This window comes from Mariniflexile ostreae (genome assembly GCF_042427585.1).
In the GTDB taxonomy this organism is placed as follows: Bacteria; Bacteroidota; Bacteroidia; order Flavobacteriales; family Flavobacteriaceae; genus Pseudalgibacter; species Pseudalgibacter ostreae.
The window spans coordinates 1-21,651 of the sequence record NZ_JBHMFC010000024.1 but is presented as its reverse complement, the minus strand read 5'-3'; the positions used below and the strand labels follow the sequence as shown (position 1 = coordinate 21,651).

The 21,651-nt window shown below is 33.6% G+C and carries 9 protein-coding genes; all 9 read left to right on the top strand.

All coding sequences use genetic code 11. The features are described 5' to 3' along the window. Nucleotides 1–52 precede the first annotated feature (52 nt). The 9 genes from ACFFU9_RS07800 to ACFFU9_RS07760 all read left to right on the top strand — a co-directional run bounded on the left by ACFFU9_RS07800 (nt 53) and on the right by ACFFU9_RS07760 (nt 21,480). Nucleotides 53–328 carry an AraC family ligand binding domain-containing protein gene (locus ACFFU9_RS07800; protein ID WP_379860840.1) on the top strand — a complete coding sequence of 92 codons (276 nt, stop codon included), beginning with the start codon at nt 53–55 and terminating at the stop codon, nt 326–328. A 466-nt stretch (nt 329–794) separates the two neighbouring features. Continuing rightward, the gene (locus ACFFU9_RS07795) at nt 795–5,675 is read left to right on the top strand and encodes a hypothetical protein (protein WP_379860839.1); all 4,881 of its coding nucleotides are present in this window, start codon (nt 795–797) and stop codon (nt 5,673–5,675) included. Nucleotides 5,676–5,722: 47 nt separating this feature from the next. After that, the gene (locus ACFFU9_RS07790; RefSeq protein WP_379860838.1) at nt 5,723–7,804 is read left to right on the top strand and encodes a fibronectin type III domain-containing protein; all 2,082 of its coding nucleotides are present in this window, start codon (nt 5,723–5,725) and stop codon (nt 7,802–7,804) included. A 4-nt stretch (nt 7,805–7,808) separates the two neighbouring features. Then, on the top strand, nt 7,809–11,786 hold the full coding sequence (locus tag ACFFU9_RS07785; protein WP_379860837.1) for a T9SS type A sorting domain-containing protein: 3,978 nt from the start codon (nt 7,809–7,811) through the stop codon (nt 11,784–11,786). 1 nt (nt 11,787) lies between these two features. Continuing rightward, the gene (locus tag ACFFU9_RS07780; RefSeq protein WP_379860836.1) at nt 11,788–13,155 is read left to right on the top strand and encodes a PKD domain-containing protein; all 1,368 of its coding nucleotides are present in this window, start codon (nt 11,788–11,790) and stop codon (nt 13,153–13,155) included. A 2-nt stretch (nt 13,156–13,157) separates the two neighbouring features. After that, nucleotides 13,158–18,128 (top strand): hypothetical protein, encoded by a 4,971-nt coding sequence (locus ACFFU9_RS07775; protein WP_379860835.1) that lies wholly within the window; start codon nt 13,158–13,160, stop codon nt 18,126–18,128. Continuing rightward, nucleotides 18,128–18,526, top strand: a complete 399-nt coding sequence (locus ACFFU9_RS07770) for a hypothetical protein (RefSeq protein WP_379860834.1) — start codon at nt 18,128–18,130, stop codon at nt 18,524–18,526. Before ACFFU9_RS07775 ends, ACFFU9_RS07770 begins: the two co-directional genes overlap by 1 nt. 83 nt (nt 18,527–18,609) lie before the next feature. After that, a complete protein-coding gene (locus ACFFU9_RS07765) occupies nt 18,610–18,894 on the top strand; it encodes a hypothetical protein (RefSeq protein WP_379860833.1) in 285 nt (94 codons plus the stop codon). Nucleotides 18,895–19,002: 108 nt separating this feature from the next. Then, nucleotides 19,003–21,480, top strand: a complete 2,478-nt coding sequence (locus ACFFU9_RS07760) for a TonB-dependent receptor (RefSeq protein WP_379860832.1) — start codon at nt 19,003–19,005, stop codon at nt 21,478–21,480. The last annotated feature ends 171 nt before the right edge of the window (nt 21,481–21,651 follow it).

The following is a 21,651-nucleotide window of genomic DNA, read 5'->3' as shown; positions in this document are numbered from 1 at the left end:
GTACTGAGTACATATAGGGTTGTGATTTAGTTATTTATGTTTCGCAACACAAATATCCACAACCCTTCTCATTTTTTTTAAAAAAAGTTTAAATCACTTCGTTAATAAGCGTTATACCAAACCTCACAGACATAATAAATATTTAGAAATTATTTTTTTCTGTAAAGGAGAGGGGTTTCATCATTTAGATTCTAAAAGTTACGGTATTGATCCTCCCGTAGTTTTTGTTTTAAAAAAAGAAGAAGTAGATAATTGGGAAATCAATATCATTCCCAAAGGCTATGTTATTATCATTAAAGAAACATTTTCTAAAAAATATAGAAACTAGTTGAAGAATTAATTGTACTAAAATATTGTTAGTAATAGGAGAAACGTCTCTAGCCTTTTTTAACAGGAGCATGTGGCTTTACTGTTTACATCATATTGCAATTATCATAAACACTTCCATTTTTATCAAATTTGAATAAAATTAAAGAGCACTAGTAAAAAACGAAACTGTTTATGATTATAAAGAAAAAAAGCATTGTTTTTGTAAGTAAATAATACTTTGTATGAACTTCCTTCTGTTTTGTGTTTGTCGAGTAATAAATATAGGTTAGTAATTTAGTGGCTTGTGCTTGATTACATAAATATCCAAACTCTTCCTCTCTTTTTAAATAGTCTCAATAATATAGCCTATGCTGAATAAAGTCGGTGTAATTTGAATTTAGCAAAAAATACATACTGTCATGTAAGATTAATTTTGTTAATTTGCAAATAGTAATAGCCCATATTTCTACCTTTAAATAATCGTTATGTTGAAAAAAGCTACGCTTTTTTGTGTGTTTTGCCTATTTACAAGTTTATTACAAGCGCACTTAAATAATACTGCTACAAAGCTATATTTTGGTTCTACAAGCGTGCTTAAGCACAAAGATTTTAGTAGGTTAGATTCAATCCTAGATAGTGAATCTAACCAGAAAACCAAAGATTATAACAAGTCTTTTGAGATTTCTAGTAATTCTTCACATGAATTTACATGGGAATATATTGAAAAATGGTATCCATCTTCCGATTCAATCGCTAAAGATATTAGTAAAGCTGCAGAAATATTTAAAGCTATTGAAGAGGGTGGGTTTTGGATAGATAGCTTTGGAAATGAAGACATGCAAGAGCTTCCTATTGGTGTAAAGCATCTAAGAGAAAATATAGATTATGCATTATGTATAACACAGGCTATAATTAATAAAGATTATACCGAGTTAACGGTATTTGCACGAGTGAGAATACCGCAAATAAACAAGGAAGGACTTCCTTTTGAACTCTTTTTTGGAGCAAATAATGTGAAACTATCTCATAAAGGAGGTATAATTGGCGATGCTAACTTAGTGTTATTAGGCGATGTTAATATACCTTTTAACAGTGGTAATTGGATGCTCTCTTTAAAGGGAGGTTTTGATTATAAGTCGGGGGAGATAGATAGTAAAACCTTTGTGACTATCGATTGTGATGGAGTAAAAGAAATGGGGATTCAGGGCGTTGTAGAGTTTTCTAGAGCACTTATTTTACCTATAGAAGAAAGCGGTGAAGTTGATGAGAAAAAAACAACGGAAACTAGAATTTTCGAGAATGAAAGTGGCAAACAAACGGCGCAAGTACCGTACCGAGTAAAAGGAGAATTTAATTTAATAGCAAAAGATTGGAACGACTTATTGGTAGATATAGATCTTCAGCCATTTGTTTTAGCAAAAAAGCGTAATAATAAAGATTATAAAGGTAATTTTCAGTTTGCTATAAATAAAGCCATATTAGATTTTAGTGATTTACGAAATGATGCTGCTGTTGAATTTCCAGAATATTATCAAGAAAACGGCCTGCTTTTACCAACAGAAAATTCATGGCGAGGTATTTATGTAAATTCAGTTCAAGTAAAAATGCCTTCTGAATTTCTAACATCAAACAACCTGGATAAAAATAAGCGTGTAGAGTTTGGTGCTCACCATTTATTGATAGACAATTACGGTGTTTCAGGGAGTTTTTATGCTGATAATTTATTCTCACTAAAGGAAGGTATTACAAATAAGGAAAAAGCTTGGGCATATTCTATTGATTATATTGAGGTTGACATTGTTGCTAATAACCTAGCAAGCGGTAAGATTAATGGACAAATATTATTACCTATTTCAAAAGAAGAAAATGAAACGGATGTTACTACAAGCCATATTGGTTTAAAATATAAAGGTACGATTTCAGAAGAAGAGTATATCTTTAATGTTAGTAACGATTCTATAATAGATTTTAATCTTTGGAAAGCAAAAGGAGAATTAGATCCAAATAGTACTGTTGAACTAACTGTAAGTGATGGACATTTTAAGCCTAAAGCTACCTTGCATGGACGATTAGCAATTAGTATAAGCCAAAAAGAAAGTTTAGAGAAAGAAGGTGAAGAATTAGCGACAGGAATAACAAATAACGGCAGTTCACTAGAAAAAAACTTTATTGAATTTAAAGGAATTGAATTTAAAAATTTAGTACTCCAAACGGAATCTCCTGTCTTTAAAGTGGGTTCAATGGGATATCATGATGAAGTAGCTATAGCGGGATTTCCTGTGTCTATTTCTAATATTGATATTATATCTAATGAGTTTAACACTAATTTGAAATTTGATTTGGCAGTGAATCTAATGGGGGAAGATAATGGTTTTGCTGCCAGAACTAGTTTAGAAATTAAAGGTGCTTTTAAAGAAGAAAATTACAAACAAAAATGGAAGTTTAATGGTGTTGACATGAATGCTATTAATGTTGATGCCGATTTAGGTGGCCTTTCTATTATTGGAGAATTAAATTTAATGCGTGATGATCCTGAATACGGCGATGGTTTTTCGGCAGATTTAACGGCTAAATTTAAAAGTATTGGTATAGAAGCTAAAGCTAAAGGTGTTTTTGGAAAAACAGATTTCAGGTATTGGCAATTTGAAGCGATGGTTGATGGTTTTTCAGTAGGAACAGGTTTTATGAACTTGAGCGGTTTTGCTGGTGGTGCTTCATACAGAATGAAAAGAAAAGGTTTTTCTTCTAATTTTTCTCCAACGGGTATAGGATATACACCTGCCCAAGATGTAGGATTAGGTTTGAAAGCCATGGTTATGTTTAACATGGTCAAAGATCAAGTTATTAAAGGGAGCGCAGGTTTTGAAATTGCTTTTGATAAGAATACTGGAGGTGTTACTAATATGGGGTTTTATGGTCAGGCAACCTTCTTAGGTGTTGAAATCCCTGGTTTAGCAAAAATATCTGATCTAGTTGATCGTGTTAAACTCGATACAGATATCGCAAAGAAATTTCTTGAAAAACAAAGTGGAGGAGAAGATACTTGGGTAGGTAAAAACTTGATGGATAAAGCAGAAACGAACTTTCCTCAAACACCGCCTGGAGATAGTATGGCTATAAGCGCTAAAATGGGTATTACTTACGATTTTCAAAACGAAGTTTTACACGGCGAATTGGATGCTTCTATAAATACACCTGGAGGTTTTTTAACTGGTGGAGGTAAATCAACTTTACACTTTGACTCTAAAAATAAAATTTGGTATATATATATTGGAACCCCAGAGCAACGTATCGAAATAGGTATTAATGTTGGTCCAGTTTCTGTAAATACTGGTGGTTATTTTATGGTGGGTTCTGTATTACCTGCTTCTCCAGGGCCAGATCCTAAAGTTGCTAGTATACTTGGATTATCAACTAGTGAGTTAGATTATATGCGAAATGAAAACGCTAAAAGTGCATTAAGTAATGGTGGGGGGGTTGCTTTTGGGGCAAATATAACAGTAGATACTGGAGATTTGCGTTTTTTAATGTTTTATGCCAGTCTTCAAGCAGGTACAAGTTTCGATATCATGCTAAAAAACTATCAAAATGCACAATGCGTTAATACTGGTGATCAAGTTGGTATAAATGGTTGGTATGCCAATGGACAAGCTTACGCTTATTTACAAGGTGAATTAGGCATTAATGTGAAATTATTTTTAATTAAAAAGAAGATACCAATTATAAAAGGTGCTGCGGCGGCAATTTTGCAAACAAAAGCACCAAATCCAGTATGGATGCGAGGGTATATCGGTGGTAATTTTAGTTTATTAGGAGGTTTAGTAAAAGGAAGGTTTAGGTTTAAAGTGATACTTGGAGAAGAATGTGAGTTTGAACATGAGCTTCCTTTAGGCGGTATAAAAATTATTGCGGGCGTTACTCCTGAAAATGCTGCCAAAGAAATAGATGTATTTGCTATTCCTCAAGCCTCTTTTAACATGAAAGTTGGTGTTCCTGTGGTTATTCAAGAAGATGAAGGCGATAAAACCTATCGAATAGATTTAGAAGAGTTTGTATTGTTGAACGATGGGGTAGAGATTCCTAGTAAACTTGAATGGTCTCCTTATAATGATAATGTAAACTTAGTTGCTACAGATATTTTACCAGGTGATAAAGAGTTAACTATACGTGTAAAAGTAAGTTTTAAAGAAAAAACAAAAGGTATTTTTAAACCAATGTTGATTGATGGTCAATTGGCAACAGAAATGCAAGAGGTTAAATTCACAACTGGCGGCGCGCCTAATTACATACCGCTCTCAAACATTGTTTTAACATATCCGGTAGTAAATCAAAAATATTTTTTAGAGGAAGAATCCAACCAAGGGTATATTCAATTAAAACGGGGTCAAGATTACTTATTCGATGATGCGGCGTGGGAAAGTTTTATAAAATATAAAGAAATGGATGCTGCTCAATCAAGTCATGTAGAATTTAACTACGATACAGCTAATAATATATTAAGATATAGTTTACCTAAATTATCTCAAGAAACGAAGTATAGCTTACAAGTAGCCAGTAAGCCTAAAGGGAGTACAACAACTATCTCAAATAATACAGATAACAATCAACCACAAACGAGTACTAAAACTGAAAGTACTTATGATAATAGTGATGCAGATACTAATATAAATATTAAGGACAATAAAGCAGAAAATGTATCCAAGGATGGAGAGATTGAACGTTTAGCTTATCTGTTTTCAACTTCAAAGTATAAAACATTTGAGAAGAAAATAAACTCAATTGATGCTACAAATTATGGTTGGAGAAGTCTTTCATCCGATGTTATTTATCTAAACAATAAAATAAAAGACCATGAACCTTTTGATACTACCGAGCTTTTAGGAACAAATTATAGTAATAACACTGCTTTAGTTAGTATTGAAGCAACTTTAGATGACGATTATTTTTTAGTAGATTTAAATCCACCTCTTTATTCTAAATATCCATTTGAAGGCAAATACACCATTACAAATCGAAACCCAATTATTTTAGGAACGCCTCCAAAAAATGCACTACCGTTAATATCTAATTACTTAACTAATTTGGAGTATGAAGTTAACGAAAAAGACCAAAGAACAACATTTCCTTTTCTATACAATTTAGGCGTGGTCTATAAAACTGATTGGATGGATTTGCGTAACCAAATTGTAAACGCTCAAACCGATGGCAAGATTCCTAATAATAGTCCGACACTTAATTTTCTAGACGACTATTATAAATTTATGCGCTACGGCTTTTATAATACCACATTGAAATACACGTTGCCAGATGGAAAAATAGGAACGTCAGTCATTTATAAGTTTAAAAACACAAATAATTTTAGATAATTATAGCTGCCAATTTGGCTAAATTTTTCTAATAAAAAACACGTAATTTGAAATTATATAAACTACATATCACGCTAATTATCACGTTAATTTGGTCATCACTAAGTATGGCACAAACTCCTGTGAACGATAGCATACCAAGTATTAAAATACTAGCGAGAGTACAACAAAATAAAATTCTACTGCGTTGGGCAGTAAATGAAGGTGTAGCTTGGAAAAAAAGTAACACTAACGGTTTTATTTTAGAAAAATATCTATTCTCTAAAGATGGGCAACGCTTACCTGAGCCTCAAAAATTATGGGAAAAACCAATAAAAGCCGACGCGCTTGAAACTTGGGAAACTATAATAGAAAACAACGACTTCGCCGCCATTATTGCACAAGCGCTTTATGGCGATAGTTTTTTAGTGGAAGGTTCGCAAGGACAACTTGCCGATATCATTAATTTAGTGGAAGAAAACGAGCAGCGTTTTACCTTCGCATTAATGGCAGCCGATATGAATTTTGAAGCCGCCACCAAAGCAGGTTGGGGTTATACAGATACTGAGGTGAAACCTAACGAGCAATATGCTTATAAAATAAAATCAGCATTACCACAAGAACTATTAGGGCTAAATTCGAGTGTTACCATTGCAGGCTTAAAAAATTTTGAACCCTTACCAGCTCCCATAGATTTGCAAGGTATGTTTAATGATAAGCATGTACTTATTACTTGGGAATACGATTTGTTTAAAAGCATTTACACCTCGTATAATTTAGAACGTTCAGAAGATGGTACTAACTTTTCTTCTTTAAGCAAAGAACCTTTGGTAAATTTAAACGATAAACCTAACGCACCCGCAAAACGGATGTATTACATCGATTCCTTAGCGCAAAATAACAAAACCTATTATTACCGTGTTAATGGAATCTCTCCTTTTGGCGAAAAAGGAAACTATTCCGAAATCATTTCGGGGCAAGGCGAACCTGGGCTTTCTTACACGCCGTATATTTCAGATTTCAAATTCACGAAAAAACCAAACGAAGCCGAAATTTTTTGGGAATATCCAACAGCAGGGGAGGTCATCACCAAAAAATTCCAACTTAATCATGCTGAACAAGATTCTGGACCCTATAAAGTGGTTGTAGATAGTATTCCTGTGTCGCAACGTAGCATTACGTATTCCGCATTAGAGGCTTCTAATTATTTTACTATAACTGCCGTTGGCGTTACGCCTAAGCACCAAAAAACATCATTTAGCACTTTAATTCAACCTATAGATTCTATACCGCCAGCAATTCCAAAAGGTTTAGAAGGAATTATAGATAGCTTAGGTACGGCGCGTATTAAATGGACACCAAATGCCGACAAAGATATTTTAGGCTATCGTATTTTTCGTGGGTTTACTAAAAATGAAGAACCTTCACAAATAACCGTGTCACCTATAGAAATGAATACCTATATAGATACGGTTGAGATTAAAAACCTAAACGCTAAAGTATATTACCAAGTAGTAGCTGTTGATAAACGTTTTAATCATTCACAAAAATCGGAAGTTTTGGTATTAGAAAAACCAGATGTTATACCACCTACAGCACCCATATTTTCAAATTATACTTCAGAAAACGGTACGGTAACGTTACATTGGATCCCCACTACCGAGCCCGATGCTACCCACGTTTTAATGCGTAAAAACTTAAGCGATACTACCGAGTGGGAAGTTGTATATAAATCAACGGATACCACACAACAATTTACTGATACTAAAGTAGAAGATAACAAAACCTACCGCTACACCATAAAAGCCATAGATAAAAGCGGTTTAGAGTCGCCACCATCTACACCATTAACTATTAGTGTTACCAATTTAATGCCAAAAGAGACCATAAAGTCTGTAAATTTTAACGTAAACCGTATAGATAATTACATTGAGTTATTTTGGCGTGCCGATACCGAAAACATTGCAGAGTTTACCATTTACAAACAAGTAAAAGACCAACAAACCTCTACGTGGCGTATTGTTAACGCAACTACCAAAACCATTATAGACCAAGATGTACACCCCAACCAAGTGTATATATACCATTTTAGAGCTACCGAAACAAATGGTAAATTTTCTAAAGTTAAAACAGTGGAAGTTAAATTTTAAGGTTATGAAGAAGTTATTATTTTGTTTGATTTTTTTATCATTTTTTTGGCAAATGAGTATTGGACAGATCGACAATAGGTCTGTAATTGGTTTATATGATGTTAGTGTTACTTATAATAAACCTCCATATACCCAATGTGATATTGAATATGGGGAAGGTTATATTTACGATAAATTGAATAATCAAATATATGAGTTTGAAAGCAGTTTTAATGGACATGGTTTTGAATATAATCCTTCTGAATATAATAATTATGTAGTTTATATAAGAGGTGTACCATCTCATTATACATCAGTAAAAACTTTACTTCAAGATATAGCTTATACAAATGAATGTAAATATAGTACCTCGTTTGATTCGAATGTAGGTTGCGAATTTACAATAGATGTTCATTATAGACCTATTTTGAATATTTTACCGCCAATAGATGATGCATTATATGATTTACCTGTAGACGATAATATTATTTTAAATTCTCATCAATTTTTTAGTAGAGGATTACGACTTACTTGGCAATTTCTTAATAATGGATTGTGGACTAATTTTCCTGAAAATAAAACAGGAAATAAATTATTGCTAAACGCTAAAGATTTATTTGATGGGACGGGAATTGATTCAAATAGTTATCATGGGAAATATATCTCATTTAGACAAGTGAAAGATTACAATCCATCTTTTAATGAATATACTCCAAATTATTGTGGTACAAAATCAAATACTGTAACATATTTTATCAGGCGTTCCGCACCCCATATTTCCTCCCAACCAACATTTCAATTAGATTGTTACGACGGCGAACAAAGCGAAATAAAAATACACTTTGATAGAGACATAAAACCAGATGAAAATATAACTTACGAATTATTTAGAGTAGGAAGCCAAACATCGGAACCTATTGAAGATGTTATTTTAGATGCTAATAACGATTTTGTTTTAACAAACAGCTTATCACCAGGCATTTATACTTTTAAAGTTTTTGGTATGGCTCCGCATTACCAAACTGGTGATGCAGAAGCGTTGTACACCGAAGCCAAAACTCACAAAACCACCTTCGAAATTAAAAAACCGACTCCTGTAGAGTTTGAGGTAATCGAAGAAAATAATGTTACGTGCAATGGTAAAAACGATGGCAGTATTACAATTAAAGCTTGGGGTGGGCAGTTATTTGATACGTACCAATATTCATTAGAACCAGCAGGCATAGAAAACTGGAAACCCTTTACTAATACTGCCGCAACATCTGATACTTTTGTTACTGAAACTATTACAGCGCTACCTAATGGTAGCTACATATTACAAGTAAAAGATGCTAATGATTGTGTAGCAAGAGTAGTACGTAATCCCGAAGGCGAGCTTGTTGATGCAAAAGAGATTGTAAAAACTCCTGTAATAATTACTCAAACCTCAGCGCTTAATGTTCATATCCAAACCGAAGCAGAAGGCGGTACAAAAGAACCCTCTGCCTATGGGCTTTCCGATGGGTTTTTAACAGCTAATATAAGTGGAGGTACAACTTTTGATAACCCTACAACATCAACATACTATAATTTTAATTGGGAATATTATAATGCTACAACTTCTACATGGCAAGCATGGACAGATTTTGAATATTATTACGATACTGGTACAAGTGAGTGGCAAATAGTTTTAAATAATGCCAAGGGAGGAACATACAAATTAACGGTTACCGATAAAAATGGTTGTATTGAAACTATTGAAAAAATATTAGAACAGCCAGAACAGTTTGCAGCGAGCATTACGCTTAACCAACAAATAGATTGTAATGGAGGCGCAGGTAGCCTAATAGCTAATGTTGTTGGGGGTATAGCCCCTTACAAATATGCATGGTATAAAGTGGAAGGGACTTTAGAAAATATAGTTTCCGGACAAACAAATAAAACAGCAGTAGGTCTTTTAGCAGGCGATTATATAGTAAAAGTAACCGATAAAAACGGCCAAAGTACTGCTGAAACTGTTACCTCAGAAAAAACAACTTTAGCAGAACCAACAGCAGTAACTTTTATTAGTACATCAACAAACGTTATTTGTCATGGTGGCAGCGATGGAAGCATCACAATTGAAGTGTCAGGTGGTACGGGTTCATACACCTATTTATGGAACGACGGAAAGACTTCTCAGAACAGAACAGATTTAAAAGTGGGTAGTTATGCGTTAACAATAACGGATGAAAAAGGGTGTACAGCAATGACAAGTGAACCCATAATTATATTACAACCAGACGACATAACAATAACGACCATTAGTTATAGTAACCCAACTCTTGCAGACGGAAATAATGGAGCGATTCGTATTTCGGTTAATGGTGGCACAGAACCCTATAGTTTTCAATGGAAAAAAAACGGAGCAGATTATTCAATAGAAAAAGATATAATAGGCTTAACACCTGGTATCTACACCGTAACCGTAAAAGATGCTAATTCTACAGATGCATCAATGTGTTTGGCATCAAAAACTTTTACTATAACTCAGACAGAACCATTGAAAGTTACTGTAAGTCAGCAAAACTCTATTCTTTGTTATGGAGACAAAACAGCAAGTTTAAGGACTACTATTGAAGGTGGTAATCCGTTTACAATAGGAAGCCCTTATACCCTGGAATGGTTTAACAAAAATGATGCAATTACCTCTATAGGAGCTGAAGAATTACAAGATGAATTAGCTGCAGGCTATTACTATGTGATAGTAACCGATGCAAATAATAATAAAGTAATAAGTGATGTGGTGCAAATTACGGAACCAATAGAGTTGTCTGGTGTATTAACGTCCACATACACTGCTTGTGGTGCAGAAAACGACTGGATTGTAAAAGCTCAAATAGATGGCGGGACAGCACCTTATACTTATAGCTGGAATACAGGGGATGATACAGTAAACCTAAATAATGTATCTTCAGGAAAGTATTTACTTAATGTAAAAGATGCTAACGGGTGCCAAATAACTTTACTACATAGCACAAACACACAAGAGGTCTTACAAATTAATGAAATTATAACCGAAGTTAATTGTATTGAAGCATGCAATGGTGAAATAAACTTAGATATTACAGGAGGCGTTTTTCCATATGAAATAGAGTGGAATACGGGCGACACTTCCCAAAAACTAAGTGATTTATGTGCTGGAACTTACTCGGTTACTATTACCGATAAAAAGGGATGCCGTTTAGAACGGGAGTTTATATTAAAAAATCCGGAAGCTATAGTTGTAGATTTAGGAGCAGATAAAACCTTATGTATTGGACAGACACATAAATTAGATATAAGTATTAAAGATACCAACGCAACTTATGTATGGGAATCAAATAACGGGTTTAAAAGCGATAAGTCTGCTGTTGTATTATCTGGTACTGGAATTTATACAGCAACAGTTACAGCCAGTTCGGGATGTGTTGGTACAGATGTTATTGAGATTTTTAACTCTGATAATAAGGTGACTTCAGAGTTTTTAATGTCTTCACAAGCTTATGTAAATCAAGAAGTGATGCTGTTTAATGTTAGTGGTAATTTAAATAATGATTCGGAATGGCTTATCCCAAATGATGTTATTATTGTGAATAAAACCGAAACCTCAATCACTCTTAAATTCACAGAAGTCAATACCTATGATATTGGTTTACTTTCAATTTTTGGCGATTGTTATCAAGAATATTATAAAGCAATAATTATTGAGGAAAGCAGTAATTTACCCGACCCTGGTGATAGCAACCCCCCTTTTGTTGAAATGTTTAAAATTACCCCAAATCCAAATACAGGTGTTTTTGAAGTAAACATTGTACTTGCAGAATCGAGCCCCATGTCTTTACGTATTTTCAATTTAGCTGGAAAATTAATTATGAAACAACCGGAAAATGAAAGGGCTAAAGAATATAACATTCCATTTAAATTACAAGTGTCAATGGGTATATATGTTGTGGTTTTAGAGACATCAGAAGGTACACAAATAAAACGTTTAGTTATTAATTAATATGTTAAATAAGCATTATTTAAAATACGGTTTATTTACTCTTGCAACCTGCTTATTTGTGTTGGGCTGCTATAAAGAAACAGCTATTACTATTGAAGGAACATTTGATGTTACGTATATCAAAGACAATACATCGGTACCTGTTCAAGTTAGTATAAATAATAAAATTGAAAATGCGGATACTTTTGAATGGACATTTAGTGGAGGAACTCCAAGTCAATCATTCGATAAAAACCCAGGGACAATAACATACACTAAAGCAAGTACTTATATTATTCAATTAAAAGCATCCAATGTTGACGGTCAAGAGGCTGTTTTTCAAAAAGAAATAACACTGGTTGATGGTATAGATATTCAGTTTTCAACCGAAATTTTATATAATAATTTTCCTCCGGTTGAAGTTAAAATAAATAACACCGTCCAAGGCAAAGGCTTTACCTATAGCTGGATATTTGAAGGGGGCACACCAGAAACATCAAATGCACAACACCCATCAAATATTATATTTAGTACAATAGGTGAGCATAAGATAATATTAAAAGTATTTAACGGCACTGAAACGTTTACAAAAGAGACCAGTATAAATGTCGCACCAGATATGGTTTTAGATTTTAATTGGGATGTTGCTTTTCAAGACGACGATTATCAAGTACCTGTTACCATCCATTTAAAAAATATTTCTGAAAGTGCCACCAATTATAATTGGACGTTTCAAGGAGGGTTACCAAATACATCCTCAGAAAAAGAACCAACAATCACCTTTAATACCCCAGGTAATTATACCTTAACATTGGTTGGTAATAATGGTAAAAAATCGCAAACGGTTTCAAAATCAATAACGGTGCATCCCAACACAAATTTACGAAGCTTTACCGATGTTAAATTAGGTATAAACACGGCTCACAGTAATAATTTTATAGGTGCATTTTTTTCCACAACAACCGGGCAAGTTTACAAAAAGCAAGATGTGAAAGAAGCCAACGGACATCTAATCGATATTCCGTATTTCGGTTTTAATAAGAATTTTAATGTAAACAAATTTGTGTCGCCAACCCAAGTTCAAACACTTACGTTTAATGCCATCCCAAATGCCACGAATACTATATTTATCCATTCGCAAGAATCATGTAATTGTTCGGCTTCGTTAACTAAAGAACAGTTTGATGCCATGTTGGATGATACGCTATTAAATGCATTAACCATAGAAGAAACTACAGGCGGGTTAAAGGAATTTGATAATACTTTAATACCCAGAATCGTATTGTTTAAAACAAACGACAACCGTAAAGGTGCCATTAAAATAAAAAGTTATGTAAACGATGAAGCAAACTCTTACATAGTATGCGACATTAAAGTGCAAAAACAATAAAAATGAAAAAAAACAGACACTATATAGTTCAACTAACCAAGTGTGGTACAAGCTTAAAGTATAAAACGTTTCGGTTATTGCTTGTTGCTTTTAGTCTGCTTTTAACCTTGGTAGCCACTGCCCAACAATACCCAGTACAAGTCATTAACACCGTAATTCCTCCATATTCTACAAAGTTAAACGACTATACGACGGCAAACGATATAAAACTTAGGTTAAACCTATTACTTACAGATGTTACTATAAACAACCGTCAAGTACGGTTAAAACTACGGATAAAAGGTAGTGGTTTTAATGTGCAATCGGCAAACGTAGTGGTTGGTGCGCCTCAAATTTATTTAAATGGAGGTGTTTTACAGCAGCTCACAAATTTAGATTTAAAAGCCTATTTCGAACTTCAAAATCTGGTAGGCATTAATCCGCAGCAATACAGTAATTCATTGCCCGATGGCACCTATAGTTTCTGTTGGGAAGTGTTCGATTTTCTAACGGGGCAACAAATTTCTAATCCTAATACAGGTTGTGTCACTACCTTCTTGCTCCTTAACGATCCGCCTTTCTTAAATATGCCAAATCGTGGCGATCAAATAGTAGAGCAAGATCCTATGAATATTATTTTTCAATGGACCCCACGCCACGCCAATGCCACCAATGTAAGTTATGAATTCGAACTACGCGAGCTTTGGGACAACCAAATAGACCCGCAAGCCGCCTTTTTAGCGTCGCCAAATTATTATACAGAAACAAGCTATGCCACAGCATTATTATACAATATAACCAAGCCCACATTATTATTAAATAAAACATACGCCTGGCGTGTACGTGCTATTTCCAAAACGGGTTTAAGCGAAAATGCTATATTTAAAAATAATGGGTATAGTGAAATATATTATTTTACACTTACAAAGAATTGTGCTTCACCATTATATGCCATGTCCGAGGCACTAAATGAAAGCACCGCAAAAATAAGCTGGCAACCCAATACCGACCACACAAAATACCACGTACAATATAAACGTGCCGATATACCCGATGCTGAATGGTTTGAGGTATATGCTTTTAGCAACCAAGTCCAAATAGAAAATTTAGAAAAAGGAGAAACCTATAGCTTTAGAGTAGGTGGCACATGTACAGCACTTACCGAGTTTACACAAGCGTATAGCTATACAAGCGTAAACCAATTTACCATGCCAACAGACACCGAAACGGCATATTTTAACTGTGGTATAAGTCCTGAAATTAAAATAACAAACCAAAACCCATTACCTATTATTAGCCCTAACGAATCGTTTACAGCAGGCGATTTTCCTATTGTAATACGAGAAGTAAGTGGCAGTAATGGCAAATTCTCAGGATGGGGATACACCACCTTGCCATTTTTAGAACAATATAAAAACGTTACAGATGCTTTAAATAAAGCTACCCATGGAGCAACTAACCTAGGCAAGTTTACCCGTATTCGTGTCGCTTTTCAAGACATAAGCATAAATACAGATTACCAACTTACAGATGGGGTTGTACAAACCACTTTCGATCCGGAATGGGGTGGTATGGTTAGCGGTAATGAAGTTATTGATGCTGTGGGCGATGCCGTTTTTGGAGATGATGGTAAAGTAAGTAACAACCAAGTGGGTATCATCACAAGAGGTGCCGAGGATATTGTGGTTAAACCAAATGGCGATATAGTTATATCAGGCACTAACGGAAATACCACCATTAGTACCTCATTACCAGCTATTATTACCGATGCGAGCACCCCACCAAATAAATATGCGGTAAGTAAAGATGGAGAAGTAACAGAGCTAGGGCCAGAAGCCGAAGGGGGAACACCAAAAAGTTCGAACACCAATGGTATTGCTGCAAACGGTAATGTAAACCAAATAAGTTCTAAAGATGTTAGTGTTGTGTTTAATGCTTCTGGTTATTATGGTACAGATAGTTTATCAAAAGGCACAATAAATAATAACTACGAAACTATTTCTCAAGCCAATGGAGACACTTACAACGTGCTATATAAAGCAATAAGTAACGCTCCCAAAGAAACAGATGTTTTAACTGCTACAGCAACGCTAAACAATGGTAAAACCACCAACGATATTATATTCAAAACAGATAAAGGCGTAGCTGTACCTTTTGAATGGAGTGGCAATACTGCAACCCTAACCATAAAAAACCAGTTTGAGTTTGGTAAAGACGCTATTATAGCCACTGTAAAACCTACAGACTCTACAGGAAAATATGATATAGCAGGTAAAGTGAATGTGTGGCATTTGCAGCAAAAACAAGTAAATGTGGTTTTGGTTGGCATTAATGGAACCGTTATACCTAATGATTCTGGAGATGTCCTTAACCAAATATATAACAAAGCAGGAGTACATTTTGTTATAACTAAAAAAAACATAGACATTTCCAACACATGGGGTGAAAGTGTTGAAACAGGAGATAGCGACCTACTTAATACGTATACCAACGAACAACAAAGCATAACCCAAGCATTAATAACGGCATTAGGTAGCGAATACAAAACCGATGCCTATTATATGCTCTACACTCCTGAAAAAGCAGACAATGGTGATGCTGGTTTTATGCCCCTTAAAAGGCAATTTGGGTTTGTGTTTGATGGAAAAAACCGTACGCTAGCGCACGAACTTGGTCACGGCGTATTTGGTTTAAAACACCCTTTCTCTAATAAAAACGAAAGCGGAAAAACAGACCTGTTAATGGATTATGGCTCTGGCACAACACTATCTCACATGGATTGGGAATTGATGCACGCTCCTGGATTGCAGTTGTACCAGTATACGCAGGGTAGTGAGGATGGAGCAGCAATACAAAATTTTGCTGATGAGAATTACTATAATATCAAAGACAATAAATGGGAAAACTATGCTTTCCTATCTCCAATTGGAACAGTAATAAATCTTGACGGAGTATCAGATGTAAAGTTTAACGAAGACGGTGCAGTACTTAATTTCAAGAAAGACGAAAAAACATACTTTGGAGTTCTTAGTGTAGGAACGCAAAGGTTTGTTGGTTATCTATCTCAGGATGATAAGAGTATTTTAAATAAACACTCTTTTTTAACGGTAGAATTTGAAGAAGAGTTTAATAAAAAGAAATTTACGGGCATTACCTATTCAGCGAAAAACAAAGAAGTAATTGCTTATTCTAAACAAAAAGATGGAGACAATTATCTTGATTGTTTGCGTAAATCGACATGGATAAATAAAACTGTAGCGACTAATTACACTGGAATTACAAATCCCCCTTTTATACCAGAAGATGCAATTTCCTTAGATATTAGTGGTAACCAATGTCTGAATTTTTTAGCTGACGGAATACATGACGGTGTAGGGAAAGATATTTATATAAATCTTAAAAGTTTAATAACTGAAAACCAGAAACCACAGCTTGTAGAACTGGCAAACTATTTTACAGATTCTATAAGTGATAAGAAGTTTGCATTTTATGGATATGGTTTAGAAGATTACTATTCAAGTGGTGTATTTAATGAACAAATCATATTGTATTTAAAAAACAATAAAATATGGAGTAAAACCTTATTTAAGCAAAAGTTTCCTTACATCATTACACAGTCACGAGATTTTGGATATGTATTCTCAAACATAGATATTTGGTCTTACACAGATTCAGATACATCTTTAGGTATACCAAAGGGTTACAATACAAATTCAGTAGATTACGTTACAGGAAAACAAGGAAAAATAAAATCTTATGAATATTCGTTTTCAGATTTAGTAGTTAGGAAAAAATATTTTTTAGATGATAATTTTATAAGAACATATATACATAAAATAGAAGTTTCAGGTAATGCTGAGTCAATAGCTGAACATGAATTTTATGCTCAATATATAGCTAGGTATGGAACTAATGATGCTTATCCTTTCCTTGCAATAACTGCAGCTAATTTAGCCAAAGATGTTATGGCTGCTAATTTCTTAAGACAATTAACCGCCCAATATGGGGTTATGTTAATCAATGAAGCAGCAAAACAATTAGGCAAAGAAGCATTTAAAAAGCTTATAAAAGAAAAAGGAAAAGATTTTCTACAAGGAGCTGTTATCGATTATGGAATACAGACAACGTTTACATACCTTTTTGATGATAAAACTTTTTCGCAAGCCGCAAGTCCCGAAAATATAAATTGGATTTCAGTAGGAGCATCAGGATTAGAAGGTACATTGTCATATAATAACAAATATTCTGAATATGGTGTTAGTCTATCATTTGCTTGTTTCGTTAATGGTTGGTCAGACACAGGAGGTTTTAAAGATGATTTTGATGTAAAAAATTGTGCTATTGGTGTTGTTGGAGCTGGCTTGGGAAAACAAGTGCCTTTAATATTTAAATATGCAAAAAAATACGCATCATACTCTGTTAGTAAACTTAAAGCAGGTTTAGCCAAATTAAACATTACGGGGCAACAGGCAGATGAAATCATTGAAAAAATTAAAAATGATGTAGATGAAGGTTCAGCAAGTCCTACTCCACCAACAGGAGAAATTATTTATCTTTCAGTGAAGATTAATGGGATACCTGTTGTAAGAATTTGGAAAGGAAATAATGATAAAATCGCTATTATTGGTAGAAAAATGCTATATGTTAGACAGGTAGCTAATGATTTGAAATCATTAGGTAAAGAAGTAGAGATATTTGAACCTAATTCAGCATTTGGGGGTAAAGGGTATGATAAATTAACAGAAATTTATGCGGATTTTGACAGAATAAAAATTGAATATCCTGATGGTAATATCCCTTACAATAAATTGAAGGAAACCCTATGGTATAAGGAAAACGAGAGATGGGCAAAATGGATTAAAGAACAAGGTTATGATATTTATGATTTAGGTGATAATCCAGGTCAGTTTATAAATTCAGCCGATAGGTTAAATGTTCCTGATGCCAGTGCGTTTTTCGATATGGAAAAAATTGTAATATTTAAAAGTAAGTAATGGTGTACGAAAAAAAGTATAAGAAAAAAAAGGGAGAAATAGTTTTTGATTTGGAAAATGCATTTGACAATTGTCAAGATTTATTAAATCAACTAGATTTTTCTGTTAATTCCATTAATTTTCAAAATGGTAGAAATGACGATGACTTTATAATAATACAATTACTTGGGAGAGAACAATCGAGTGTTAAAATAATTTTTTGGATTAATTTTTGGCTTGAATTTGAATTTGTTAACAATGACTTTATTATTATTTATGAGTTTTATAAAAAAGAAAAGCAAATATTAGTAGAAAATATTAAATATAGTCAACTAAAAGGTAGCCTTTTGAATGAAAAAGTAAACTCATTATTAAACTATATATTTCCCTCTGCCGGTGCTAGTATAATTAACAAGTAAATGGCTAATGCGAGTGTAGTCTTAATTTGTTCGAGCAAACCGCTCGTGCCAGTGGAATTAGCAAAGTAAAAAAAAATTTAAATATGAGTAAATCAAGAGAATTAAAGTGGCATGAAGATTTTTTTTTAGGTATTATATCCGCGGGTATTTGTGTTACAGTATTATTTAATGGTTTTAGTTATTTAACATCACTTTTTATTAGTGAAGTGTTAGAGCATGGTAAACCTACTAAACAGCAAGCTTTATTAGCTTTATTTTCAAAGGTTGAAAGTGGTTGGTGGAAATATTTGATTGTAATAGTATTTTTTTTTATTGCCTTCTCACAAATAAATGCTGGTATGAAAAAATTTAAATTAAAAAATAAATGATTTAAAGTTTGCCGCCCTCTAATACACGTCTGTAACAAGTGCATTAACTACAAATATTATAATAAACAATACTATTTTAAAACACCTTCAAAACAATAAAACACATCATTGAAAAACCTTATAATAACTAAAATACTATACATTGTTTTAACTTTATTCTTTACGCTTCCCGTTGTTGCTCAAGATTTAGAAAACATTGGCAGTCGCAGCGTGGATAAGGTTAAAAACAGTCCGTTAAAAATAAACGGTGCGGTATCTGCAAACGGTATTTATTATAGCGCGAATACGCGTAGTGCACGCGAGCCGTTCACTTATTTTTTACAGGGTAATATTAATATGAGTTGGCTTACCTTTAGTATGCCGTTAAGCTACAGTTTTTCCAGCCAAGGCAGCGATTTAGATTACCAAACCCCTTTTAAATTTAACCGCTTAAGTATTCATCCCAAATATAAATGGATTCAAACGCATATAGGAGATGTTTCCATGACGTTTTCCCCCTACACTTTAAATGGGCATCAATTTACTGGTGGCGGTGTAGAGCTTTCACCTAAAGGCGGCTTTAAAATTTCTGCCATGCATGGGCGTTTACTAAAAGCGACCGAGGATAGTGAGAACCAACAAACCGTACCAGCCTTTAAACGTATGGGGTATGGGAGTAGATTGGCTTGGGAACAAGATGATTATAAAATAGGCGTCATTGGATTTTATGCTAAAGATGATATAAACTCCATAGCCACCATACCCGAAAGCAAAGGGGTAACACCCAAAGAAAACTTGGTTATTGGTTTTGATGGCGAAGTGAAATTAGCAAAAAACTACACCTTAAATGCGGAATATGCGTCTACAGCCATCACACAAGATTTACGAGCTAATGATCTTACTGAAAAAGGAACAGGTTTAGCAGCTCTATTTTTTAAAGGCAAAAGTTCTACCGAGTATTTTAACGCCTTTAAAGCTGGTTTAAACATACAGGTTGATAATATGAGGGTTGGGCTGGGTTACGAACGTATAGATCCAGGCTACCAAACACTTGGTGCCTATTTTTTTAATAACGATTTTGAAAATATTACTTTAAATATGTCGCAAACCTTATTTAATAGTAAGTTAAACTTAAATTTTAATATTGGTTATCAACGTGATAATTTAGATAAACGAAAAGCACAAGAAACCAGTAGGGGTGTTGCAGCAGTAAATGCCACATTAAATGTTTCAGAAAAAATAGTGATTACGGGTTCCTATTCTAATTTTTCTACACATACGAACGAAAGCTTAAATCAATTTGACGATATTAATGATTCCGATCTTACCGATGAAGAATTGGAAGCCTTAAATTACAAACAACTGTCGCAAAATGCCAATGTTAACTTTAACTGGGTGTTAGCAAATAGTGAAAAAAACACACAAAATGTAAATTTTAATTACAGTTTAGCATCATCAGCTAATGAAGAAAATGGGATTATTCGCGTGGGGCAAGCTAATAATTTTCATAATGGCAATGCGGTTTATACTATTGGTTTTCCTACAAACGAATTAAGTGTTTCTACGGCATTAAATTACAATTATAGCGATATTGGACGAGACGATAGTAATGCCTACGGGGGTACGTTAAGCGTTAATAAAAAGTTTTTAGATAAAAAACTAAACACCACTTTAGGAACTACTTATAATACAAATAATAATAAAGATTTGGTAACCAATGTGCTTAATTTTAGAGCCAATGCCACATGGTTAGTCGCAGAGCAACACAATTTTAATGTAACGGCAATACAACTGTTTCGTAATGCTTCTAATCAACAAAAGCTTAGTGAAGTAACGGTCACTTTTGGGTATGTTTATGCTTTTGATATTGGAAGACCAAAATTAAATTTCCGAAGAAAAATAAGAGAACGCCCCACTGTACCAGTTGTTAATCCCGAAAAGATAGCTAAAGTAAAAGAGAAAAAGACTAAGACGTTCTCATTTTCTTATAGAAAACATACATTTACTGGAGAACACGATAAAATAACGGGCGAAGTAACCGAAATATTAAGCACTCCAGATTTTAAAGCTTTAAAACAAGTAAAAAGCATTGTTGGTAATTTATCAAAATTAGAAACAGAATTAAAGGCTAAAGAAAACAAAGCCGATAAAAGTTATAAAGAAGCCGGAATAGCATATTTAAAATATTTATATGAACACAAAGATTATTTAAACACCTACCATGAGTTAGTTTTTAATGGTCTTAAAAGATTATACCAAGACGCGATACCTTTTGATATAATATTAAAAGAAGAATATGTAGATTTATTAGCGAATATTAATACACTAAGATTAAAAGGAGAATCCGTAAGTGAAAGCGATTTAAATTATTTAAAAATTAAGGAAAGAAAATACCAATCACATACTTGGATGCAAGAGCAGTTAAAAAAACTCTCGTATGAAAGTGTTATTGATGATAAAGGTAGTTTAAAAGAATTTAGAGCTAAGAATTTATCGCAAATATTTGCTATGTTAGAAAATAAAAAATCCAATGATCAAGTTGAGGTTTTCCTAGAAAGACAATTGGCAGATTTTTACCACAAGAAATCTATTGAATTTCTAGATTAAAAGTTAATATAATAGTTTGAAAATTATTTGAAATATTGTGCTATTCTACAAAAGAGTTATGGGGTTGTAGTTTAGCCCCTTAATAGTTCGGAGTGATATTTTAAATTTGAAAACCCATATATTTGAGATATGAAATACAGGAAATGGACATTAGAACAGAAGTTAGAAATA